The 22587-nt window shown below is 72.7% G+C and carries 19 protein-coding genes; 12 read left to right on the forward strand and 7 right to left on the reverse strand.

The window, feature by feature from the left end:
• The first annotated feature begins 103 nt into the window (after positions 1–103).
• Complete coding sequence (locus ACZ7L4_RS36045; protein ID WP_472109186.1) at positions 104–667, forward strand: GNAT family N-acetyltransferase; 564 nt, start codon at positions 104–106, stop codon at positions 665–667.
• Between the two features lie 71 nt (positions 668–738).
• Positions 739–2439: a proline--tRNA ligase gene (locus ACZ7L4_RS36050; protein ID WP_450810683.1), complete on the forward strand. Its 1701-nt coding sequence runs from the start codon at positions 739–741 to the stop codon at positions 2437–2439.
• A gap of 1136 nt (positions 2440–3575) precedes the next feature.
• On the opposite strand, the gene ACZ7L4_RS36055 is transcribed toward ACZ7L4_RS36050, so the two are convergent.
• Genes ACZ7L4_RS36055 through ACZ7L4_RS36065 form a run of 3 tightly spaced genes read right to left on the reverse strand, consistent with a single transcriptional unit; the run spans position 3576 to position 5503 of the window.
• Positions 3576–4478 (reverse strand): aminoglycoside phosphotransferase family protein, encoded by a 903-nt coding sequence (locus ACZ7L4_RS36055; RefSeq protein WP_472109188.1) that lies wholly within the window; start codon positions 4476–4478, stop codon positions 3576–3578.
• A 42-nt stretch (positions 4479–4520) separates the two neighbouring features.
• The gene (locus tag ACZ7L4_RS36060) at positions 4521–4991 is read right to left on the reverse strand and encodes a ferritin-like domain-containing protein (RefSeq protein ID WP_472109190.1); all 471 of its coding nucleotides are present in this window, start codon (positions 4989–4991) and stop codon (positions 4521–4523) included.
• Complete coding sequence (locus ACZ7L4_RS36065; protein WP_472109192.1) at positions 4988–5503, reverse strand: hypothetical protein; 516 nt, start codon at positions 5501–5503, stop codon at positions 4988–4990. The genes ACZ7L4_RS36060 and ACZ7L4_RS36065 overlap by 4 nt, the downstream gene beginning before the upstream one ends.
• 233 nt (positions 5504–5736) lie before the next feature.
• Here ACZ7L4_RS36065 and rimP point away from each other — a divergent pair, with 233 nt between their 5' ends.
• From rimP to ACZ7L4_RS36115, 10 genes are all read left to right on the forward strand, one after another.
• Complete coding sequence (gene rimP / locus ACZ7L4_RS36070) at positions 5737–6255, forward strand: ribosome maturation factor RimP (protein WP_472109193.1); 519 nt, start codon at positions 5737–5739, stop codon at positions 6253–6255.
• Positions 6256–6257: 2 nt separating this feature from the next.
• The gene (gene nusA / locus ACZ7L4_RS36075) at positions 6258–7268 is read left to right on the forward strand and encodes a transcription termination factor NusA (protein ID WP_472109195.1); all 1011 of its coding nucleotides are present in this window, start codon (positions 6258–6260) and stop codon (positions 7266–7268) included.
• A gap of 101 nt (positions 7269–7369) precedes the next feature.
• Positions 7370–7648 (forward strand): YlxR family protein, encoded by a 279-nt coding sequence (locus tag ACZ7L4_RS36080; protein ID WP_399228381.1) that lies wholly within the window; start codon positions 7370–7372, stop codon positions 7646–7648.
• A gap of 146 nt (positions 7649–7794) precedes the next feature.
• The gene (gene infB / locus ACZ7L4_RS36085) at positions 7795–10884 is read left to right on the forward strand and encodes a translation initiation factor IF-2 (protein WP_472109197.1); all 3090 of its coding nucleotides are present in this window, start codon (positions 7795–7797) and stop codon (positions 10882–10884) included.
• 137 nt (positions 10885–11021) lie between these two features.
• Positions 11022–11315 carry a DUF503 domain-containing protein gene (locus ACZ7L4_RS36090; RefSeq protein ID WP_385761001.1) on the forward strand — a complete coding sequence of 98 codons (294 nt, stop codon included), beginning with the start codon at positions 11022–11024 and terminating at the stop codon, positions 11313–11315.
• Positions 11316–11363: 48 nt separating this feature from the next.
• Positions 11364–11825: a 30S ribosome-binding factor RbfA gene (gene rbfA / locus ACZ7L4_RS36095; protein WP_450818043.1), complete on the forward strand. Its 462-nt coding sequence runs from the start codon at positions 11364–11366 to the stop codon at positions 11823–11825.
• A gap of 2 nt (positions 11826–11827) precedes the next feature.
• Positions 11828–12733 carry a tRNA pseudouridine(55) synthase TruB gene (gene truB, locus ACZ7L4_RS36100; RefSeq protein WP_472109199.1) on the forward strand — a complete coding sequence of 302 codons (906 nt, stop codon included), beginning with the start codon at positions 11828–11830 and terminating at the stop codon, positions 12731–12733.
• Between the two features lie 240 nt (positions 12734–12973).
• Complete coding sequence (locus ACZ7L4_RS36105; protein ID WP_472109201.1) at positions 12974–16834, forward strand: serine protease; 3861 nt, start codon at positions 12974–12976, stop codon at positions 16832–16834.
• Positions 16835–16955: 121 nt separating this feature from the next.
• Positions 16956–17906, forward strand: a complete 951-nt coding sequence (locus tag ACZ7L4_RS36110) for a bifunctional riboflavin kinase/FAD synthetase (protein WP_472109203.1) — start codon at positions 16956–16958, stop codon at positions 17904–17906.
• 104 nt (positions 17907–18010) lie between these two features.
• Entirely contained in the window at positions 18011–18481 is a 471-nt protein-coding gene (locus ACZ7L4_RS36115) for a carboxymuconolactone decarboxylase family protein (RefSeq protein ID WP_472109205.1), read from the forward strand.
• Between the two features lie 58 nt (positions 18482–18539).
• Here ACZ7L4_RS36115 and ACZ7L4_RS36120 read toward each other — a convergent pair whose 3' ends face one another.
• The 4 genes from ACZ7L4_RS36120 to ACZ7L4_RS36135 are packed head-to-tail and all read right to left on the reverse strand — an operon-like array spanning position 18540 to position 22559.
• Complete coding sequence (locus tag ACZ7L4_RS36120) at positions 18540–19550, reverse strand: oligopeptide/dipeptide ABC transporter ATP-binding protein (protein WP_472109206.1); 1011 nt, start codon at positions 19548–19550, stop codon at positions 18540–18542.
• Positions 19547–20542, reverse strand: a complete 996-nt coding sequence (locus tag ACZ7L4_RS36125; protein ID WP_472109208.1) for an ABC transporter ATP-binding protein — start codon at positions 20540–20542, stop codon at positions 19547–19549. The genes ACZ7L4_RS36120 and ACZ7L4_RS36125 overlap by 4 nt, the downstream gene beginning before the upstream one ends.
• Positions 20539–21477, reverse strand: a complete 939-nt coding sequence (locus tag ACZ7L4_RS36130; protein ID WP_472109209.1) for an ABC transporter permease — start codon at positions 21475–21477, stop codon at positions 20539–20541. Before ACZ7L4_RS36130 ends, ACZ7L4_RS36125 begins: the two co-directional genes overlap by 4 nt.
• Positions 21474–22559, reverse strand: a complete 1086-nt coding sequence (locus ACZ7L4_RS36135; RefSeq protein ID WP_472109211.1) for an ABC transporter permease — start codon at positions 22557–22559, stop codon at positions 21474–21476. The genes ACZ7L4_RS36130 and ACZ7L4_RS36135 overlap by 4 nt, the downstream gene beginning before the upstream one ends.
• Positions 22560–22587 lie beyond the last annotated feature (28 nt).

The raw sequence follows: 22587 nt of genomic DNA on the forward strand, positions 1-22587 counted from the left end.
CAAGCCCCTGCGGCGATTGAGCAGCGGGGTCCGGGGCGGAGCCCCGAGGCGGCAACCACGGCTGCCCGTACTGCGCACCGGCCCACCGGGGTACCCTCCCCGCATGCCGCACCGGAACCGTACGGACGACCGCGCCGTCACCATCGGGCCCCTGGACCTGCGCAGCCGGGTCGACGAGGCGCTCGCCGTGCAGGCGTACGCGTTCGGGCTCAGCGACGACGAGATCGCCGTCCGCCGGCAGATCGTGCTGCGGCACATCACGTACCCGGGCGCCCGCTCCCTCGGCGCCACGACCGGCAACGGACGGCTCGTCGGCTTCGTCTACGGGATGCCGAACGACCGCACCCACTGGTGGTCCACCGTCGTCGAGCCGTATCTGCGCACCCGCGGCGAGGACCACTGGCTCGACGACTCCTTCGTGATCACCGAGCTGCACGTGCACCCCGGCTACCAGAACCGCGGCATCGGCCGGGCGCTCATCACGTCGATCACCGACGGCGCCACCCAGCCCCGCTCGATCCTCTCCGCGATCGACATCGACAGCCCGGCCCGCGGCCTCTACCACTCGCTCGGCTACGAGGACCTGGCCCGCCAGGTGCTGTTCCCGAGCGCCCCGAGGCCGTACGCGGTGATGGGCGCGCCCCTCCCGCTCCGCCGTCACCCCTGACCGATTTCCGGCCGTGCCCGGGGCCCGGCTAACCTCCTGACATCAGCCTTTCGTCGCAGGAGTCAAGAATCATGGCCAAGGTCCAGGTCCAGCGCATGTCCCGATTGATGGTCAAGACCCTGCGCGACGACCCGGCGGACGCCGAAGTCCTCAGCCACAAGCTGCTGGTCCGCGCCGGTTTCGTGCGCCGCACCGCCGCCGGTGTCTGGTCCTGGCTGCCGCTCGGCCGGCGGGTCTACGCGAACGTCGAGCGCGTCATCCGCGAGGAGATGGACGCCATCGGCGGCCAGGAGGTGCTGCTGCCGGCGCTCCTGCCCAAGGAGCCGTACGAGGCGACCGGGCGCTGGGAGGAGTACGGCGCCGAGCTGTTCCGCCTCCAGGACCGCAAGGGCGGCGACTACCTGCTCGGCCCGACGCACGAGGAGATCTTCACCCAGCTGGTCAAGGACCAGTGCACGTCCTACAAGGACCTGCCGGTGATCCTCTACCAGATCCAGACCAAGTACCGCGACGAGGCCCGTCCCCGCGCCGGCATCCTGCGCGGCCGCGAGTTCCAGATGAAGGACTCGTACTCCTTCGACCTCTCCGACGAGGGCCTCGCCGAGTCGTACGCGCTGCACCGCGCCGCGTACCAGCGCATCTTCGAGCGCCTCGGCCTCGACTACCGGATCTGCGCCGCGACCGCGGGCGCGATGGGCGGCTCGAAGTCGGAGGAGTTCCTGGCCCCGGCCGCGGCCGGCGAGGACACCTTCGCGGACTGCCCGGCCTGCGACTACGCCGCGAACACCGAGGCCGTCGGCTTCGCGGTGAAGGCGGTCGACGCGGAGGGCGTGCCCGCGCTCGTCGAGGTGCCCACGCCCGACACCCCGACCATCGAGACGCTCGCCGCGTACATGGAGGTCCCGGCCTCCGCGACGCTCAAGAACCTCCTCGTGAAGGTCGACGGTGAGATCGTCGCCGTCGGCGTCCCCGGTGACCGCGAGGTCGACATGGGCAAGGTCGAGGCGCACTTCGCGCCGGCCGCCGTGGAGCTGGTGACGGCCGAGGACTTCGAGGGCCGTGACGACCTGGTCCGCGGTTACGTCGGGCCGCAGGGCCTGGAGAAGGTCACGTACATCGCCGACCCGCGGGTCGCGCCCGGCACGGCGTGGATCACCGGCGCCAACAAGGACGGCGTGCACGCGCGCAACGTCGTCGCGGGCCGTGACTTCGAGGTCTCCGAGTACGTCGACGTGGTCGTGGTCCAGGAGGGCGACCCGTGCCCCAAGTGCGGCACCGGGCTCAAGCTGGACCGCGCCATCGAGATCGGTCACATCTTCCAGCTCGGCCGCAAGTACGCCGACGCGTTCCAGCTCGACGTCCTCGGCCAGAACGGCAAGCCGGTCCGCGTCACCATGGGCTCGTACGGCATCGGGGTCTCGCGCGCCGTCGCGGCGCTCGCCGAGCAGCACGCCGACGACAAGGGCCTGATCTGGCCGGAGGAGATCGCTCCCGCCGACGTCCACGTCGTGGCGGCGGGCAAGGCGCTCCAGACGGAGCTGGCCCTTGAGGTCTCGGACAAGCTGGCGGCGGCGGGCGTACGAGTGTTGGTGGACGACCGTCCGGGCATCTCGCCCGGCGTGAAGTTCACCGACTCCGAGCTGATCGGTGTCCCGAAGATCCTGGTCGCCGGCCGCCGCAGCGCCGACGGCGTGGTCGAACTGAAGGACCGCCTCACCGGTGAGCGCGAGGAACTGACGGTCGACGAGGCGGTCGCCCGCCTGACGGCGTAGCGGTTCCCCGGCCGGGGCGGGCCCGCGCGGTTCCCTGGCCGGGGCGGGCCCGCGCCCGGGGTGGCGCGTGTCGTGTTGGTTGCGCGGGGCGTGGTTCTGGTGCGGCGCTGTGGGTGACGCATGCGGGGCCGGGGTCGGTGGCAGGGGGTGCGCGGCCGGTGCCGGTGGCACAGGGCGCGCGGCCGGTGCCGGGGCCGGTGGCACCGGGTGCGCGGCACCGGTCCTTCCTGCCCGCCTATCTCCCACCCGCCCGCCCCCTCCGGGGGCTTGGGCCTCCCGGTGCCCGGGGGCTTCTGCCGGGGCGGCGCCCGTCGCGTTGGTTGCGCGGGACGTGACTCTGGCGCGGCGCCGGGCGCGGAGTGTGCCCCTCCGAGGGCTTCGCTCCCATGGCTTGGTAACCGCCCAGCACGGCGGCGCGGGGGCTCTGCCGTGGTTGCCGCCTGCCGTTCAGGGTGCGCGGCACCGGGGGCCGCCTTGCCCACCCTGCCGCCCAAGGCGGCAGATTGCCCAAGGCAGTGACGGCCGATGGTCACGGGTGGGGAGTCGTGCCGGGTGGGGTCTGTCCAAGGTGGTGACGGCCGGTCGTCACGGGTGGGGCGACGTGCCGGCGGCAGGTTGCGGTACCCCGTGGGGCCGACGCCCCCGGAGGGGGCGGGCGGGTGGGAGATAGGCGGGGGCACGGCCATCGCTCACGCGGGAAGGCGGGGCACATGAAGCCGACATGGCGGTGGCGGCCAGGTGCCGGTATTTCAAGCCCCTGCGGCGCTTGAGCAGCGGGGTTCGGGGCGGAGCCCCGTGACCGAAACCGTGGTGCCGGTTCGGGCGTCGATGGGGCCTTGGGTTGCGCAACGGTTGGGCAGTGGGGCTCGGGGCTCGGCCTCGTAACCGTGATGTTGGTGCGGAGCCGACAGCGGGTCCGGGGCCGAACCCCGCGATCGCGACCCGGAGCCCCGGGTGCGGGGGCCCGGGGCCGAACCCCGTGACCGCGACCCGGAGCCCCGGGTGCGCAAGCATTGATTCGGCCGGGCCCGGGGCCGTGCCCCGCGACCGCCGTCGCCCCGTGCGCAACGCCCATTCGGCGGACTCAGCGCAACCGGCCCGCCAACCCCGCGAACCCCACCCGCCCCGACCGGAGGTCACAGCCAGCCGGCGAACTCCAGCAGGTTCTCGCCGTCCTGGTGCCGCCCCACGCGCAGTGCCCGCGCACCCGATTCCACCGCGCGGAACAGGGTCCAGCCCCGCAGTCGTTCCTGGTCGACCTCCAGGGACTCCGCGAGGCGCTTCACACGGCGACGGGTGATCGCCGGACCCGACGGCGAGCCGATGAGGTCCTCCACCCGGTCACGGACCAGCCGCGCCAGGTCGAACGCGGTCTCCCCGACGACCGGGTCGGGCCCGACCGCCAGCCACGGCATCCGCTCCCCGGACAGCACCTTGGACTGCCGGAACGTACCGTGCAGCAAACGGTGTTCGGGAGCCGAGGACACCAGCTCGTCGCGCGTTCCGAGAGCCGCGTCGATCAGTGGCGCGACATCCGGATACGACTCCACCGTCGCCCGCATCCCGACCGCCTGGCGGCCCGTGCGTTCCGGAACGGTCTCGCAGTTGCGCCCCTCCGGCGGGTCCACCCACAGGCGGCGCAGCGTGCCCGCCGCCTCCAGGAGCGCCTTCGCCTCCGGCAGCGTCCGGACGGAGATCTCGGGGTGGAGGCGTTCCAGGAGCAGCGCGCCGTCGTTCACCCCCGGGTCCAGCAGACGCACCGCGCCGAAGCCGTCCCAGTGCGTCAGCGCCGCGCGCTCCGCCTCCGGGCGGAACCGTTCCGGCGCCAGCTTCAGGATCGCCGGCGAGCCGTCCGCCCTGCGGACGTGGGCGACGAGGCTGCTGCGGCCCCCGGGCACATGCACCCGCTCCACCGTCACATCGCGCCGCGCCGCCGCCTCGTCGAGCAGCGCGCCGACCCGGTCGAGCCACGCCGAGGCCCCGTCGTCGCGCACCTCGCCGAGCGCGTTCACAAGCCGCTTCGGCGGTTCGAATGCCATGCGCGGGGATGCCATGCGCGGGGATTCCCTTCCCAAGTCTGCCTACGTGCTGGGGTCCTGCGACGGGGACGAGGACGCCGACGGCGCCGCTGCCCGTTCGGAGAGCCCAGGGAAGGCTACGCTGCCGCCGCTCCAGCGCACGGCACGGACCGCCGCCTCCCGGAGCGCGTCGGCCGCGTTCCGGCGCCGCTCGCCGCTCGCGGCCCGTACGAGATCCGAGTAGACGCCCGCGACCCTGCTCTCGATGTCCGCGGCGAGCCGTGCCGCCGCCGAGGAGTCGGGCACCGGGAACGGCAACGCGTACGCCCCCGCCGATTCCTCGGGGTTGCCGCCCAGGTCGCGGACCGTGCGCCGCAGCTCGTCGCGGCGCGCGCGATGCGCGTCGTACGCGTCCCTGGCCCGGTCCCTGCGGTCCTCGCCGATCCGGCCGCCGACCACCCCGTAGCCGTACACCGCCGCGTGCTCGGCGCGCAGCGCCGCCTGCACCGCCGCGAGCAGCTGGTTCTCGCTCATTTCCGTCCGTCCTCCGACAGCAGGTACGCGTGTGCCGCCCCGGCCGCCGCCACCGAGGCGAGCAGCCGCGCCAGCTCGCCGGGAGCGTCCGTGAGCGCGGCGATCCGGCGGTCGGAGAGCTGCTGCTCGGCCACCGAGAGCGCCTTGAGGATGTCCTTCTCGGAGGCCGGCGCCGCTGCCGACTTCCGGCCCGGGGGCGCCGCCGCGCCCGAAGGACCGCGCTTCCCGCCGAACGCCTTCACGTGCCGCTCGACCTCGGCCCGCAGCGGGTTCAGCCGCTCCGCGAGCGCCGGACGGGCCGACACCGCCCGGTCGTACTGGCCGAGGAGGTCCGCGCTCTCCCGCGCCGCCCGCGTCCGCAACTGCTTCTCCTGCGCGGCGGCGGGCGCTCCGCTGCCGCCGTCGGCGCCGTCGCCGGAGTCGGAGCAGCCGGTCAGCAGCGCGGTCCCGGCCAGGGAGGCGAGCAGGGTCCTACGACGTGGCCCGGAGCGGGCGAGAGGGGGCAGCGGCACGGCAGGCGTCCTCAAGGGGCGAAGAGGCGGGAGGAGACGAGAAGGAGCGGGCTTCAGGGTCGGCTCCCTGATCGGAACTGATCAGGTTCGATCGAGCGGGAGTGGCGGTGATCACCGTACCGCCGCCCTCGCACGGGTGGACGGCAACACCCCCCTGGACCGGATACCCTTTGACCTGACGCGCAAGGAAAGTCAGTAACCACAACAGCACACGCGGCCGAGGAGTCACCCGGATGAGCACCACCCAGAACGAGAGGCTGCGGGAACTACTGGAACCGCTCGTCACCTCACAGGGGCTCGAACTCGAAGAGATCGAAGTGGCCTCGGTCGGACGCAAGCGTGTGCTGCGCGTCGTCGTCGACTCCGACGAGGGCGCCGACCTCGACGCGATCGCCGATGTGAGCCGCGCGCTCTCGGCGAAGCTCGACGAGAACGACGCCATGGGCGAGGGCGAGTACGAGCTCGAGGTCGGGACACCCGGCGCCGAGCGCCCCCTCACCGAGCACCGCCACTACCTCCGCGCGATCGACCGCCTCGTGAAGTTCACGCTGAACGACGAGTCCGAGCTGGTCGCGCGCATCCTCAAGGTCGACGACGACGGCCTCGACCTCGAAGTGCCGGGTGTGAAGGGCCGCAAGGCGACCACCCGAAGGCTCGACTTCTCGGACATCGCCAAGGCGCGCGTCCAGGTCGAGTTCAACCGCAAGAACAAGAACGACAGCAGCGACAACGACAACGAAGAGGAGGCGTAGCCGTGGACATCGACATGAGTGCCCTGCGGGGGCTGGTCCGGGAGAAGGAGATCTCCTTCGATCTGCTGGTCGAGGCGATCGAGTCGGCCCTCCTCATCGCCTACCACCGCACCGACGGCAGCTTCCGCCACGCGCGCGTGAAGCTCGACCGCGACAGCGGCCACGTGACGGTCTGGGCGAAGGAGGACCCGTCCGACCTCGAGGAGGGCCAGGAGCCCCGCGAGTTCGACGACACCCCCTCCGACTTCGGCCGGATCGCCGCCACGACCGCGAAGCAGGTCATCCTGCAGCGGCTGCGCGACGCCGAGGACGACGCGACGCTCGGCGAGTACGCGGGGCGCGAGGGCGACATCGTGATGGGCCAGGTCCAGCAGGGCCGCGACCCGAAGAACGTGCTGGTCGACATCGGCAAGCTGGAGGCCATCCTGCCGGTGCAGGAGCAGGTGCCCGGCGAGGAGTACCCGCACGGCCTGCGCCTGCGCTCGTACGTCGTGCGCGTCGCCAAGGGCGTCCGCGGCCCCTCCGTGACCCTGTCCCGTACGCACCCGAACCTCGTGAAGAAGCTCTTCTCGCTCGAGGTGCCGGAGATCGCCGACGGCAGCGTCGAGATCTGCGCCATCGCGCGCGAGGCGGGCCACCGCACGAAGATCGCCGTGCGCTCCACCCGGAGCGGGCTCAACGCCAAGGGCGCCTGCATCGGCCCGATGGGCGGGCGTGTGCGCAATGTCATGGGCGAGCTCAACGGCGAGAAGATCGACATCGTCGACTGGTCCGAGGACCCGGCCGAGATGGTGGCCAACGCGCTGTCCCCGGCCCGCGTCTCCAAGGTCGAGATCGTGGACCTCGCGGCCCGCTCGGCCCGCGTGACGGTGCCCGACTATCAGCTCTCCCTTGCCATCGGCAAGGAGGGGCAGAACGCCCGGCTCGCGGCCCGGCTCACCGGCTGGCGCATCGACATCCGTCCGGACACCGATCAGGGCGGCGCCCCCGAGGGCTCTTCCGACGGGGAATAAATCCGAGCGCTCAGCGCTTGGATCACGACAGTATGTGACGAGCCAACCGTTCGATCTTTGCCCCAAAGGGGTGAGGTCGGTACGGGGAGGTAGACTTAACCGTGTCTGGTCGGACGCATGCCCGCGCATGCCCTGAGCGAACCTGCGTGGGATGCCGGGAGCGAGCGGCCAAGAGCGAACTGCTGCGGATCGTGGTGATCGAGGGCCAATGCGTCCCCGATGATCGCGGTACGCTGCCCGGCCGGGGTTCCTATGTGCATCCCGCCCTGGCCTGTCTTGACCTGGCGGTCCGCCGCCGGGCGTTCCAGAGGGCTTATCGGGCCCCTGGACCGTTCGACACGGCGGCCCTGCGCCACCGCGTCGAGCAGGCGACACCGTAAGAAGCGCCGTACGGAACCGCCGTGCGGCCCTGGTACCTCGCGAGTTGGAAGTAGGTCGAGATTGCGATGAGCACTCGATGAGTACGCGATGAGTACGCCCATGAAGTAGCGACGGTCCGGCGTAACCCGGACCTAAAAGGAGCGAAGTGGCTAAGGTCCGGGTATACGAACTCGCCAAGGAGTTCGGTGTAGAGAGCAAGGTCGTCATGGCCAAGCTCCAAGAACTCGGTGAATTCGTACGTTCGGCGTCTTCGACCATCGAAGCGCCGGTTGTACGCAAGTTGACTGACGCCCTGAACCAGGGCACCAACGGCGCGGCCAAGAAGCCCGCCGCCAAGAAGGCCGCGCCCGCGAAGCCCGCGGCGCCGCGTCCCACCCCCTCTCCCGCGCAGGCCGCCAAGCCCGCCGCCCCGCGTCCGGGTCCGGCTGCGCCGAAGCCCGCCGCGGAGAAGCCCGCCGCTGCGGAGAAGCCCGCTGCCCCGGCCGCTCCGGCGACCCCGGGTCCGCGGCCGACGCCCGGCCCGAAGCCGGCCCCGAAGCCCGCTTCGCCGGCGCCCAGCACCCCGGAGTTCCAGGCTCCCGCCGCTTCGCAGGCCCCCGCGGCCCCGAAGCCCGGCGGCCCGGCCGCTCCGCGTCCCGGCGCCCCGAAGCCCGGTGGCCGTCCGGCCCCCGGTCAGGACCGCGGCCAGGGCCAGGGTGGCCAGCGCGGTGACCGTGGCGACCGTCAGGGCGCCCCGCGTCCCGGTGGCCAGGGCCAGCGTCCCGGCGGCGCCCGTCCCTCGGGCCCGCGTCCGGGCAACAACCCCTTCACCTCTGGTGGTTCCACCGGCATGGCGCGCCCGCAGGCGCCCCGTCCGGGTGGCGCCCCGCGTCCCGGCGGCCAGGGTGCCCCGGGCGGTCCGCGCCCGCAGGGTGGCGGCCAGGGTGGTCCCCGTCCGCAGGGTCAGGGCGGCGCAGGTCGTCCGAGCCCGGGCAACATGCCGCGTCCGCAGGGTCAGGGTGGCGGCGGCGCCGCGGGCCCGCGTCCCGGCGGCGGCAACCGTCCGAACCCCGGCATGATGCCGCAGCGTCCCGCCGCGGGCCCGCGTCCGGGTCCGGGTGGCGGCGGTCGCGGTCCCGGCGGCGGCGGTCGTCCGGGCGGCGGCGGTGGCGGTCGTCCCGGCTTCGCCGGTCGTCCCGGTGGTCCCGGTGGCGGTGGCGGCGGCTTCGCCGGTCGTCCCGGTGGTCCGGGCGGCGGCGGTCGTCCCGGCGGCTTCGGTGGCCGTCCCGGCTTCGGTGGCCGTCCCGGTGGTCCGGGTGCCCGTGGTGGCACGCAGGGCGCCTTCGGTCGTCCCGGCGGTCCGGCGCGTCGTGGTCGCAAGTCGAAGCGGCAGAGGCGCCAGGAGTACGAGGCCATGCAGGCCCCGTCGGTCGGCGGTGTGATGCTGCCTCGCGGCAACGGCGCCACGGTGCGTCTGTCGCGCGGTGCCTCGCTCACCGACTTCGCGGAGAAGATCAACGCCAACCCGGCGTCGCTCGTCGCGGTCATGCTGAACCTCGGCGAGATGGTCACGGCCACGCAGTCCGTCTCCGACGAGACGCTGCAGCTTCTCGGTGACGAGATGAACTACTCGGTCGAGATCGTCTCCCCCGAGGAGGAGGACCGCGAGCTGCTCGAGTCCTTCGACATCGAGTTCGGCGAGGACGAGGGCGGCGAAGAGGCCCTCATGGCGCGTCCGCCGGTCGTGACCGTCATGGGTCACGTCGACCACGGTAAGACGCGACTGCTCGACGCGATCCGCAAGACCAACGTCATCGCGGGCGAGGCCGGCGGCATCACCCAGCACATCGGTGCCTACCAGGTGGGCACCGAGGTCAACGGTGAAGAGCGCGCGATCACCTTCATCGACACCCCGGGTCACGAGGCGTTCACCGCCATGCGTGCCCGTGGTGCGAAGTCGACCGACATCGCGATCCTCGTGGTCGCGGCGAACGACGGCGTCATGCCGCAGACGATCGAGGCGCTCAACCACGCCAAGGCCGCCGAGGTCCCGATCGTCGTCGCGGTCAACAAGATCGACGTCGAGGGTGCCGACCCGACCAAGGTGCGCGGTCAGCTGACCGAGTACGGCCTGGTGGCCGAGGAGTACGGCGGCGACACCATGTTCGTCGACATCTCCGCCAAGCAGGGCGAGAACATCGACTCCCTGCTCGAGGCCGTGGTCCTGACCGCGGACGCCTCGCTCGACCTGCGGGCCAACCCCGACCAGGACGCGCAGGGTATTGCGATCGAGGCCCACCTCGACAAGGGCCGCGGTGCCGTCGCGACCGTCCTCGTCCAGCGAGGCACGCTCCGTGTCGGCGACACGCTGGTCGCGGGCGACGCCTACGGCCGTGTCCGTGCCCTGCTCGACGACAAGGGCGAGAACGTGCAGGAGGCGGGTCCCTCGACCCCGGTCCTCGTGCTCGGTCTCACCAACGTCCCGGGCGCCGGCGACAACTTCCTGGTGGTCGACGAGGACCGTACGGCCCGTCAGATCGCCGAGAAGCGTGCCGCCCGCGAGCGGAACGCGGCCTTCGCCAAGCGCGTGCGCCGTGTCTCCCTCGAGGACCTGGACAAGGTGCTCAAGGCCGGCGAGGTCCAGCAGCTCAACCTCATCATCAAGGGTGACGCTTCTGGTTCCGTCGAGGCTCTCGAGTCCTCGCTGCTCCAGCTGGACGTCGGCGAAGAGGTCGACATCCGGATCCTGCACCGCGGCGTCGGTGCGGTCACGGAGTCGGACATCGACCTGGCCATGGGCTCGGACGCCATCGTCATCGGCTTCAACGTCCGTGCGGCCGGCCGTGCCGCGCAGATGGCCGAGCGCGAGGGTGTCGACGTCCGGTACTACTCGGTGATCTACCAGGCCATCGAGGAGATCGAGGCGGCCCTCAAGGGCATGCTCAAGCCGGAGTACGAGGAGGTCGAGCTCGGCACGGCGGAGATCCGCGAGGTCTTCAAGTCGTCCAAGCTGGGCAACATCGCGGGTGTTCTCATCCGCTCCGGCGAGGTCAAGCGCAACACGAAGGCCCGGCTCGTCCGCGACGGCAAGGTCATCGCGGAGGACCTCAACATCCAGGGTCTGCGTCGCTTCAAGGACGACGTCACCGAGATCCGCGAAGGGTTCGAGGGCGGTATCAACCTCGGCAACTTCAACGACATCAAGGTCGACGACGTCATCGCGACGTACGAGATGCGCGAGAAGCCGCGCGTCTGAGCCTGATACGCGACTGGGGCCGGTCGACGGGACTTATTTCCGTCGATCGGCCCCGGCCGTTGCGTGTACCGTTCCCGTATCGGTGGCCGGAAGCGGTCGCCCATACGACCCCGGACCGGCGGGACATCCGGACACACATGTATGTGGGGACTCTGTCCTTCGATCTGCTCCTCGGCGACGTCCACTCGCTGAAGGAGAAGCGCTCCCTCGTCCGTCCGATCGTGGCCGAGCTGCACCGCAAGTACGCGGTGAGCGTCGCGGAGACGGGCAACCAGAACCTCCACCGCAGGGCCGAGATCGGGCTCGCGGTGGTCTCCGGGGACACCGGCCACCTGACCGACGTACTGGACCGCTGCGAGCGGCTCGTCGCCGGGCGGCCCGAGGTGGAACTGCTCTCGGTCCGCCGCAGGCTCCACGGCGACGACGACTGACGCAGACTGAAGCAACAAGCAAGTAAGCACTTAAAAGGAGACGGACCAGTGGCCGACAACGCGCGCGCCAAGAGGCTGGCGGACCTCATTCGAGAGGTGGTGGCCCAGAAGCTGCAGCGTGGGATCAAGGACCCGCGGCTCGGCTCCCACATCACCATCACCGACACCCGTGTGACGGGCGACCTGCGGGAAGCGACCGTCTTCTACACGGTGTACGGGGGCGACGAGGAGCGGGCCGAGGCGGCCGCCGGTCTGGAGAGCGCCAAGGGCATCCTGCGTTCGGCGGTCGGTCAGGCGGCCGGTGTGAAGTTCACGCCGACCCTGACCTTCGTCGCGGACGCCCTCCCGGAGAACGCCCGGACCATCGAGGACCTCCTCGACCGGGCCCGGCAGTCCGACGAGAAGGTGCGCGAGGCCTCCGCGGGCGCCGACTTCGCGGGTGGCGCCGACCCTTACAGGAAGCCCGAGGACGACGCCGAGGACGCCCCTGAGAAGGACGGCGAAGCCTGAGCATGTCCGACCGCACCCCTCCGCCCGACGGCCTTGTCATCGTCGACAAGCCGTCGGGCTTCACTTCGCACGACGTCGTGGCCAAGATGCGCGGGATCGCCAAGACCCGCAAGGTCGGCCACGCGGGCACCCTCGACCCGATGGCGACGGGTGTGCTCGTGCTCGGCGTCGAGCGCGCGACCAAGCTCCTCGGCCATCTCGCGCTGACCGAGAAGGAGTACCTGGGCACGATCAGGCTCGGGCAGAACACGCTCACGGACGACGCGGAGGGCGAGCTCACCTCGTCCGCCGACGCGTCCGCGATCAAGCGCGAGGCCATCGACGCGGAGATCGCCAAGCTGAGCGGCGACATCATGCAGGTGCCGTCGAAGGTCAGCGCCATCAAGATCAACGGCGTCCGCAGCTACAAGCGGGCCCGCGAGGGCGAGGAGTTCGAGATCCCGGCGCGCCCGGTCAGGATCTCGTCCTTCGCCGTGTACGACGTCCGGGACGCGGTCGCCGAGGACGGCACGCCGGTCCTCGACCTGGTCGTCTCCGTCGTCTGCTCGTCCGGTACGTACATCAGGGCGCTCGCCCGCGACCTGGGCGCCGGGCTGGGCGTCGGCGGGCATCTGACGGCGCTGCGGCGCACGCGGGTCGGCCCGTACAAGCTCGACTCGGCGCGCACCCTGGACCAGCTCCAGGAGTCGCTGACCGTGATGCCGGTGGCCGAGGCGGCCGCCGCCGCGTTCCCCCGCTGGGACGTCGACGGGCGGCGCGGGAAGCTGCTGCTTAACGGCGTGCGCCTGGAGGTGCCCGAGGAGTACGCGGGCGCGGGTCCCGTCGCCGTGTTCGGGCCCGGTGGGCAGTTCCTCGCGCTGGTCGAGGAGCAGAAGGGCAAGGCGAAGAGCCTGGCCGTGTTCGGCTGACTCGCGCCAAGGGTGATTTCGGTGGAGCGGCGGGTTCCGGTCTCTGGGTGGCCGCCGCTCCACGTCCCCCTCTCAAGGGTGTATCCAGCACGCCCGTTCACTTCACCCCTTCGGGCGGGCGCTCGGAGTGAACAGGGGGAGCGCAAGGGGGCGCGTTCGCGTCTGAAGCTGTCCTGCTGATCATTGCGCGCCTACCGTCTAGGCACGGGGCGTGGCGGAGGACGGCGGGAGGGTCGCGTCATGATGGACCCGCCGCTGGTACGGATCAGTGATCTGGCCGGGCGGCCGCGCGGTGCGGGCTTCGCGGCGGACGACCGGGGGACGGTCGTCACCGGCCACGAGGTGGTGAGCGGGCTCGAGCGCCTGTTGGTGCACGGGCCGGGCGGCGTGACCTGTGTGGTGGAACCCGGGTCGATCGTCGAACTTCCCGAGGCGAACCTGGCGCTGCTGCGCACGCGGGGGCTCGGCGTGCTGCCGCTCCCGGTGGCGGCCTCGGACCCGCCGGCGGCCGGGGCGTACGTCCGGATCCCCGCGGGCGGCTGGCGCGAGGCGCGCGTCCTGGGGCGCTCGCCGGTCGCGTACGTGGCCGAGGGCCGCACGCATCTTTTGGACAGTGTTCTGGAGCTGGCCGTCGGCACGGACGGGGCCGACGCGCTGCGGGTCGGCGGCGGCGCCGCGGGCGGTCCGGTGCTCGACGCGCGTACGGGGTCGGTGGTCGCGGTGCTCGGTACCGCGCTGCGGGCCGGGCATCGGGCGGCCGGGTTCGCGGTGCCGCTGCGGGCGGCGATCGCGGGCACGGGCGGGCGGGGGCCGCTGGCCGAGCTGCTCGCGCGCAATGCCGCGGCCGTGCCCGCGTACGGGGACGAGCTGAATCTCGGCGGGGTGCTGCAGCTGGCCGGGGTCTCGGTGGGCAGCGACGGGCCGGGGACGGACGGGCCGGAGCCGGTCGAACGGCCGGACGTGGTGCGGGAGTTGGCCTCCTTCGCGGCGGGTGCGGACGGTGCGGCGCGGGTGCTGGCGCTCGTCGGGGAGCCGGGCAGCGGGCGGACCACGGAACTCGCCGCGTTCGCCGCGCGGCGGGCCGAGGGGGACGGTGCGGCGCCCACGGTGTGGCTGCGGGGCGCGGACCTGAGCGAGGACGACGCGTCCGTGGCGCAGGCGGTGGGGCGGACGCTCGCGCGGGCGGGGCGGATCGTGGCGGCGTCGCGCGAGGTGGCGGTCCCGGGTGACGTGGGGGACGTCTCGGCCGAGCGGATCGCCGAGGTCGCCCGGGAGGCGGGGCGGCCGCTCGTCCTGTTGCTCGACGGGCCGGAGGAGATGCCGCCCGTGCTCGCGCACCGGCTTGCCGCCTGGTCGCGGGGGACCGAGCGGTGGCTCGCGGCGTGCGGGGTACGGCTTGTGGTGGCGTGCCGCGGCGAGTACTGGGAGCAGGCGGGCGCGCTGTTCGGCACGGAGGTGCTGTACGGGCGGGCGGCGGGGGCGCTGCCGCCGGGCGTACGGATCGGGGACCTGGAGGGGGAGGCGGCGCGGCGGGCGCGGGAGCGGTTCGGGGTGCCGGAGGGGGCGCTCACGGAGCGGGAGGCCGGGCATCCGCTGTCGTTGCGGCTGCTGGGCGAGGTGCGGGCGGCGCTGCCGGGGGACGTGGCCGGGTGCCCCGACCGGGACGGGATCTTCGGGGCGTATCTGGACCTGATGTGCCTACGAGTGGCGGTGCGGTTGGCCGCTGCGGCGGGGGTGCGGGGAAGCGGGGTGCGCAGGCTCACGGCGCGGGTGGCGGGGCAGGTGCACGAGGCCGCGCGGCGCAGTCTCGGGCCCGGGCAGGGGGAGTTGGACCGGGAGTCGTTCGAGGAGCTGTTTCCGTGGGGCGCGCGGGGCGGGGTGTCCGGGTGGGCGTCGGCGGTGCTCACGGAGGGGCTGCTGGTGCCGGCGGGGTGCGGGTTCCGGTTCGCGCACGAGGAGGTCGCGGACTGGATCCAGGGGATGCATCTGGATGTGGACGGGGCGCTGGAAGCGCTTGTGTTCCGGCGGCGGGGGGACGGTTTCCCGGTTCCGCGGCACCGGGCGGGGCCGGTGGTGCGGGCCCTCCTCTTCCTGGAACGGGTGGGCTGCGCGGAACTTGAGGCACGGTTGCGGGAGTTGCTGCCGTGGGTGTTGGCGGGCGGCACCGGGGGGCGTCCGGCTGCGCCGGGGTCGGCGTCTGATGCGGGTGCGGCCAGCGCCGGGGAGCGGCCGGCCGCGCCGGGGCCGACGCCCGACGCGAGCGCGGGCGGCACCGGGGGCCGCCTTGCCCACCCTGCCGCCCAAGGCGGCAGATTGCCCAAGTCGGGGGCGGCTGAGCGGGATGGGCGGGGAGCCGGGGCGGGTGGCGGGGTGCCCGAGGTGGGGGCGGCCGGGCGCTCGGGGCGGGGGGCCGGGGCTGGTGGGGTGTTCGAGGCGGGGGTGGCCGAGCGCAACGGGAGGAGAACTGGGGCTGGTGGCGGGGCGCGTGGGGCAGGGAGCGTCATCCCGGAGGGCCGTAGCCCCCGGAGGGGGCGGGAGGGTGGGAGATGGGCGGGGGATCCCGAGGTGGAGCGGGGCGGTCGAGCAAATTCAGCCCCGCCGGCGTTTGAGGCGCGGAGCCCCGAGGCGTGGGGAGAAGGTGACCGGGGGCGTGCGGCGTCCGAGGCATGGGGGGACGGGGACGTCGAAGCATCCTGGTGGGGTGCGGCCCTGGTGCGCGGGGTGCTGGAGGGGACGGCCGACGCCGGGGCGTATCGCGGGGTGCTGGAAGCGCTCGCCTCCGAGGGGCGCTTCGATGGTGGCTTCTGGATGCGGATCGCCGTGGACGACGACACCCGTTTCGAGCTGCTGCGGCGCGCCGTGGTGCACGACGCGGGCGAGGCCGGCGACCGGTGTCTGGACGCCGTCGCGCAGGCCCTCGCCGCCGAGCCGCGGCGCGTACAGCACAGGCTGACACGCTGGTTCGACGACGAGCGGGCGCTGCCCGCCCTGCCCGACGCCACCGTCGCCGACGTCGCTCAGGCCCTGCTCCACACCCACCGGCACCGCGACCTCGACGGCCTGGCCGAGGCCCTCGTCGCGTGCGCCCACCCGCGCGCCGACGAACTGCTCGCGACGCTGGCCGACGAGGAGCCGTCCGCCCTGTGCCGCGCCGTCGACCGATGGGCCCACGACGAGCGGCCCGACCGGCACGTCGCCGCCGCCGCGTACGGCGCCCGGGTCGCACCCAAGGTCGACGACGCGGCCGACCGGGAGCTGCTGCGGTACGCCGCGTTCGCGCTTCTGGAGCGGCCCGGCGAGCGGGAACTGCACGGCGCCGCGCTCGCCCTCCTCGTACGGGACCCGGACGCGCGGCCCGCGTATCTGGCGCGGGCGCTGGAGCGGTTCGTGGCGGGCGACGCGCGGCTGCCCGCCGACGCGCTCGCCCCGGCCGTGGCCACCCACCCGGAACCGGTGTTCGCGGCGTTCCAGGCGCGCCTGCGGGAGCCGGGCCCCGGTCTCGGCGACATCCTGCGCACCCTCGCCGGGCTGACCGAACCCGCGCACGCCCGGCGGGCCGCCGCGCTCGTGCGGGAGCTCGCCGAGGACTGGCCGGATGCCGCCGCCGGGCAGGTGGCGGCGTTCGTCGACCGCTGCCTCGAACGCGGGGACGACGCACGGGCCGTGATGTACCCCCTGGTCGTGGGCCTGCTGTCGGAGCGGCCCCCGGTCGTGCGGAGCGCCCTGGCACGGGTGCTCGCCGCGCCCGGCACGGCGGCGTCGCGCGCGCTGCGGGCCGAGCTGCTCGACGTACTGCTGGAGGAGGAGCGGGACCCCGTCGTGCTCGACGCCCTGCTGTGCGCCGCCGCGCGGGACGCGGCGCGGCGCGGGCAGGCCAGGACCCGGGACCTGGTGCACCGCACGGGCATGCTGCTTGTGCGTACGCCCGAGGGCGCGTCCCGCTTCGACCGGCTGCTCGTGGAGCTCGCGCGCTCCGTGCCGGGGTTCGCGGGCCAGGTGGCAGGGTGGCTCGCGGGGGCGCCCCGCGAGTGGGCGACACTCGTCGGCCCGAGCTCCCGGCGCATGATCGAGGACCTGGCCGGGGTGCGGGTGCCCGCGTAGCGTCGCGGGCCCGCCCGATGCGAAGCGCGGGCGGGCGGCATGGCACTCTTAGACCTGCGTATCCGGTAGAGAGACGCAAGGTTCCAAACGGTCGGACACAGGTTTGCGAGGGGCAATCACCGTGCAGCGCTGGCGTGGCTTGGAGGACATCCCCCAGGACTGGGGGCGCAGCGTCGTCACCATCGGCTCCTACGACGGGGTGCATCGCGGGCACCAGTTGATCATCGGGCGGGCCGTGGAGCGGGCGCGTGAGCTCGGCGTCCCGGCCGTCGTGGTCACCTTCGACCCGCACCCCAGCGAGGTCGTGCGCCCGGGTTCGCACCCGCCGCTGCTCGCCCCGCACCACCGGCGCGCCGAACTGATGGCCGAGCTCGGCGTGGACGCCGTGCTGATCCTCCCGTTCACCACCGAGTTCTCGAAGCTGTCGCCCGCCGACTTCGTGGCGAAGGTGCTCGTCGACAAGCTGCACGCGCGCGTGGTCGTCGAGGGCCCCAACTTCCGCTTCGGCCACAAGGCCGCCGGCAATGTCGACTTCCTGGCCGAGCAGGGACAGACGTACGACTTTGAAGTCGAGGTCGTGGACCTGTACGTCAGCGGTTCCGCCGGGGGCGGTCAGCCGTTCTCCTCCACGCTGACGCGGCGGCTCGTCGCCGAGGGCGATGTGCTGGGCGCCGCCGAGATCCTCGGCCGGCCGCACCGCGTCGAGGGCGTCGTCGTGCGCGGCGCGCAGCGCGGCCGCGAACTGGGCTTCCCGACCGCCAACGTCGAGACGCTCCCGCACACCGCGGTCCCGGCCGACGGCGTCTACGCCGGGTGGCTGTACGTGAACGACGAGGCGATGCCCGCGGCGATCTCCGTCGGCACGAACCCGCAGTTCGACGGCACCGAGCGCACCGTCGAGGCCTACGCCATCGACCGCGTCGGCCTCGACCTGTACGGCCTGCACGTGGCCGTGGAGTTCGTGGCGTTCGTGCGCGGCATGGCGAAGTTCGAGTCGCTCGACGAGCTGGTCGCCGCGATCGCGGACGACGTGAAGCGCTCGCGTGAGCTCATCGAGGCATCCCAGGTCTGAGCCGCACCGCAGTGACGCAGGTCACTTCGGGGTGTGTCACATCGGGGCGCGGCGCTCCGTCGTAGTGGTGTCACCACTTATGGCGGAGTGCGAAGGAGCCCCTCATGGAACCGCGACTCGATCTCTTCACCAACCCGGTCATCGGCAAGATGCTCAAGCACGTCATCGCGGCGGGCAAGGCCGCCGAGGGTTCGGGCGTGCCGGCGCCGACGCTGAACCTGGTCATGATCCGGGCCAGCCAGATCAACGGCTGCTCGGGCTGTCTGGACATGCACGTCAAGGACGCCGCCGAGGCCGGTGAGACGGCGGTCCGGCTCGCCCTGGTCGCCGCCTGGCGCGAGGCCAAGGTCTTCACCGAGGCCGAGAAGGCGGCCCTGGAGCTGACCGAGGCGGGCACCCGCATCGCGGACAGCGCCGGGGTCTCCGACGAGGTGTGGGAGAAGGCCGCCAAGCACTACGACGAGGCGCAGCTCGGCGGCCTCGTCGGCTGCATCGCCATGATCAACACGTTCAACCGGTTCAACGTGATGACCCAGCAGCCGGCGGGCGACTACGTGCCCGGCATGTACGGCTGAGCCGTCGGCGCATGGGTGGGGCCCGGCACCGCGGTGCCGGGCCCCACCCATGCGCGGTCTACTCGGCCTGCGCCGCCGCCCAGTGGCACGCCACCTGCGAAGTGGCCGCGCCCGTGAGCACCGGCAGATCCACCGTCCGGCACGCGTCGGCGACCCCCGCTTCTTCCGCCCGGCCGTCCGCCAGGACCTGGCAGCGCGCGTGGAAGCGGCAGCCGCCCGGGATGCGGGACGGGTCCGGGGGCTCGCCCGTGAGCACCACCGGTTCGCCCGGGGCCTCCGGCAGGACCGACAACAGGGCCTGCGTGTACGGGTGTTGGGGTGAGGTCAGGACGTCCTCCACCCGGCCCGTCTCCACGATGCGGCCCAGGTACATCACCGCCACCCGGTCCGCGATGTTCCACGCGAGGCCGAGGTCGTGCGTGACCACGAGCGCGGACAGGCCCAACTCGTCCCGCAGGCGCAGCAGCAGGGCGAGGATCTCACCCCGTACGGACGCGTCGAGGGAGGCCACCGGCTCGTCCGCGACGATCAGTTCGGGGTCGAGGACCAGGGCGCCCGCGATGACGACGCGCTGGCGCTGGCCGCCCGACAGCTCGTGCGGGTAGCGCAGGAAGAAGCGCTCCGGAGGGCGAAGCCCCGCGCGGGACAGGGCGTTCGTGACCGCTTCGCGCTCGTCGCCCGCGTACCCGTGGATACGCAGGCCCTCGGCGACCGCGTCGTATACCGTGTGCCGCGGGTTGAGGGAGCCGCTCGGGTCCTGGAGGACCAACTGGACGCGCTTGCGGTACGCCTTGAGCGCCTTCGAGGCGTAGTCCAGCGGCCTGCCCGCGAACGTGACCCTGCCCGCCGTCGGCTTCTCCAGGCCGAGCAGCGTGCGCGCCAGGCTCGTCTTTCCGCAGCCCGACTCGCCGACGAGCGCCACGATCTCGCCCGGCGCGATGTCCAGGTCGACGCCGTCCACGGCCCGCGCCTCGGCCGCGCCGCGGCGGCCGGGGAACGTGACGTGCAGCTTGTCGGCGCTGAGGAGGGTCTGCACAGAGCCGTCCGGCTTCTGAAGCGTTTCCGTCATGCCGTGGTGCTCCTTGCTTCGACTTCCGCGCCCAGGGCGTCACTTGAACCCACGTGCACACACGCCGCCCGCCGCTCCGGGCCCGCCACCCGCAGCACCTGGTCCTCGCTCGAACAGACGTCGAGCGCCACGGGGCAGCGCGGATGGAACGTGCAGCCGGACGGCAGCGCCGAGGGGTCCGGGGGGTCGCCGGGCAGCCCGCGCGGCGCGAACCGGGACGCCGGGTCGCCGATCGTCGGGAACGCCGCCGACAGCGCCTTCGCGTACGGGTGCACCGCGTCCTCGTACACCTGGAGGGCCGGGCCCTCCTCGACGACGCGGCCCGCGTACATCACCGCGAGCCGGTCGCAGGTGTCGGAGAGGACCGCCAGGTCGTGGCTGATCATGACGAGGCCGAGGTTCTCCTCGGTCACCAACTGCTCGATCAGGCGCAGGATCTGGGCCTGGATCATCACGTCGAGGGCCGTGGTCGGCTCGTCGGCGATGATCAGGTCCGGCTCGCAGGCGAGCGCCATCGCGATCATCACGCGCTGGCGCTGGCCGCCGGAGAGCTCGTGCGGATAGGCGTTGGCGCGGGCGGCCGGCAGGCCCACGTGTTCGAGCAGCTCGCCGGCCTTCTTCTTCGCGCCCTCCTGCGTCGCCTTCTTGTGCAGGACGATCGGTTCGGCGATCTGGTCGCCGATGCGGTGCACCGCGTTGAGCGAGTGCATCGCGCCCTGGAAGACGATCGACGCGCCCGCCCAGCGCACGGCCCGCACCCGGCCCCACTTCATGGCGAGGACGTCCTCGCCGTTCAGCAGGATCTCGCCGGTGACCTTGGCGTCCTTGGGGAGCAGGCGCAGCAGCGCAAGCGCGAGCGTCGACTTTCCGCAGCCGGACTCGCCCGCGATGCCGAGCTTCTGGCCCGCTTCCAGGGACAGGTTCACGCCGCGGACGGCCTGCGCCCCGCCGGCGTACGTCACGGTGAGGTCCCGTACTTCGAGAAGCGTCATGACCGCACCCCCAGCTTCGGGTTGAGGACGGATTCGACGGCGCGGCCGCACAGGGTGAAGGAGAGCGCGACGATCGCGATGGCGATGCCGGGCGGGGCCAGGTACCACCAGTCGCCCGCGCTGACCGCGCCCGCCTCGCGCGCGTCCTGGAGCATGCCGCCCCAGGAGGTGACGGTCGGGTCGGACAGGCCGAGGAAGGCCAGGGTCGCCTCGGTCAGGATCGCCGAGGAGATGATCATCGTGGTCTGGGCGAGGACGAGCGGCATCACGTTCGGCAGCACGTGCCGCGTCATGACGTGGCTGTGGCTGCCGCCGAGCGCCCGCGCCCGCTCGATGTACGGGCGCGCCTCGACCGAGAGGGTCTGGGCGCGCACCAGGCGCGCGGTCGTCGGCCAGGTCGTCACGCCGATCGCGATGATCACGGTCCACATCGAGCGGTCCATGACGGTCGCGAGCGCGATCGCGAGGACCAGCGTCGGCATCACGAGGAACCAGTCGGTGATCCGCATCAGGACCGTCGAGTACCAGCCGCGGAAGTGCCCCGCGACGATGCCGATGACGGTGCCGATCGCCACGCACAGGAACGCCGCGAGCAGCCCCACGGTGAGCGAGATCCGCGCCCCGTACACCAGGAGGGCGAGCACGCTGCGCCCGAACTGGTCGGTGCCCAGCGGGAATTCGGCGCTCGGTCCCTCCAGCGGGCCGCCGGGCGCGTCCGTCACGCTCTGCGAGTCCGCGCCGACCAGGACCGGCGCGAGGATCGCGATCAGGGCGATCAGGATCAGCAGCCCGAGGCCCCAGAGGCCGCTGCGGTGCGCGCGGTAGGAGCGCCAGAAGCGGCTCAGGGACTGGCGCTTGCGGGCGCGCGCGAGGGAGCGCGCGCTGGGCGCCTTCGGTGTTTCGGCGGGCGCCGTTTCGGTGTCGGTCGTCGTCATCGGCCCACCCTCGGGTCGAGCAGCGGATAGAGGATGTCGGCGAGGGTGTTCGCGAGGATCACCGCGGTGGCGAAGACGAAGAACAGGCCCTGGACGAGCGGAAGATCGGGCACGGAGAGCGCCTGGTAGAAGAGCCCGCCGAGACCGGGCCACGAGAAGACGGTCTCCACGAGGATCTGCCCGGCGACCACATGCCCCAGGTTCACGAACATCAGCGTGAACGTCGGCAGCATCGCGTTCGGCACCGCGTGCTTGCGGCGCACCAGGTCGTCGCGGAGCCCCTTGGCGCGCGCGGTCGTCAGATAGTCGCTGCCCATCTCGTCGAGCAGCGAGGAGCGCATGACGAGCAGCGTCTGCGCGTAGCCGACCGCGACCAGGGTGACCACCGGAAGGATCAGATGGTGCGCGACATCCAGGATGTACGCGAACCCGGTCTCGCCGCCCGATTCGAGGCCGCCCGTCGGGAACATGCCGGGGATCGGCCCGATGCCGACGGCGAAGATGATGATGAGCAGCAGGCCCAGCCAGAACGACGGGACCGAGTACAGGGTCAGCGCGAAGGCGGTGTTGAAGCGGTCGCTCCTCGACCCGTTGCGCCACGCCGTGCGCGTGCCCAGCCAGATGCCGAGCGCCGAGTACAGGACGTACGCCGTGCCCGTGAGCAGCAGCGTCGCCGGGAGCGCGTCGAGGATCTTGTCCATGACCGGGGTGTGGAACTGGTACGAGATCCCGAAGTCGCCGGAGAGCGCGTCCCCGATGTACGACGTGAACTGCTTCCACATCGGCTGGTCGAGGCCGTACTGGTGGCGCAGGTTCTGGAGCTGCTCCGATGAGACCTTGCGGCCGCCGGTCATCTGCTTGACCGGGTCGGAGGGGATGAGCCGGAACAGGAAGAAGCTCGTCACGAGGACGGCGAACAGCGAGACGATCGCGCCGCCGATCTTCGCAGCTGCGTACTGGACGTACGCCTTGGTGTTGCGGGCCCGGGGGCCGCGGGCGGCCGGCGGCGCCCCGGCCGAAGCCGGGTCGCCGTCCGTGCCGTCCGCGGGCTGCACGAGCGCCGGAGTGCTGTCAGCTGTCATGTTTCACATGTCTTCTTACTCGCGTGTT

The organism is Streptomyces sp. NPDC107575 (assembly GCF_055657265.1).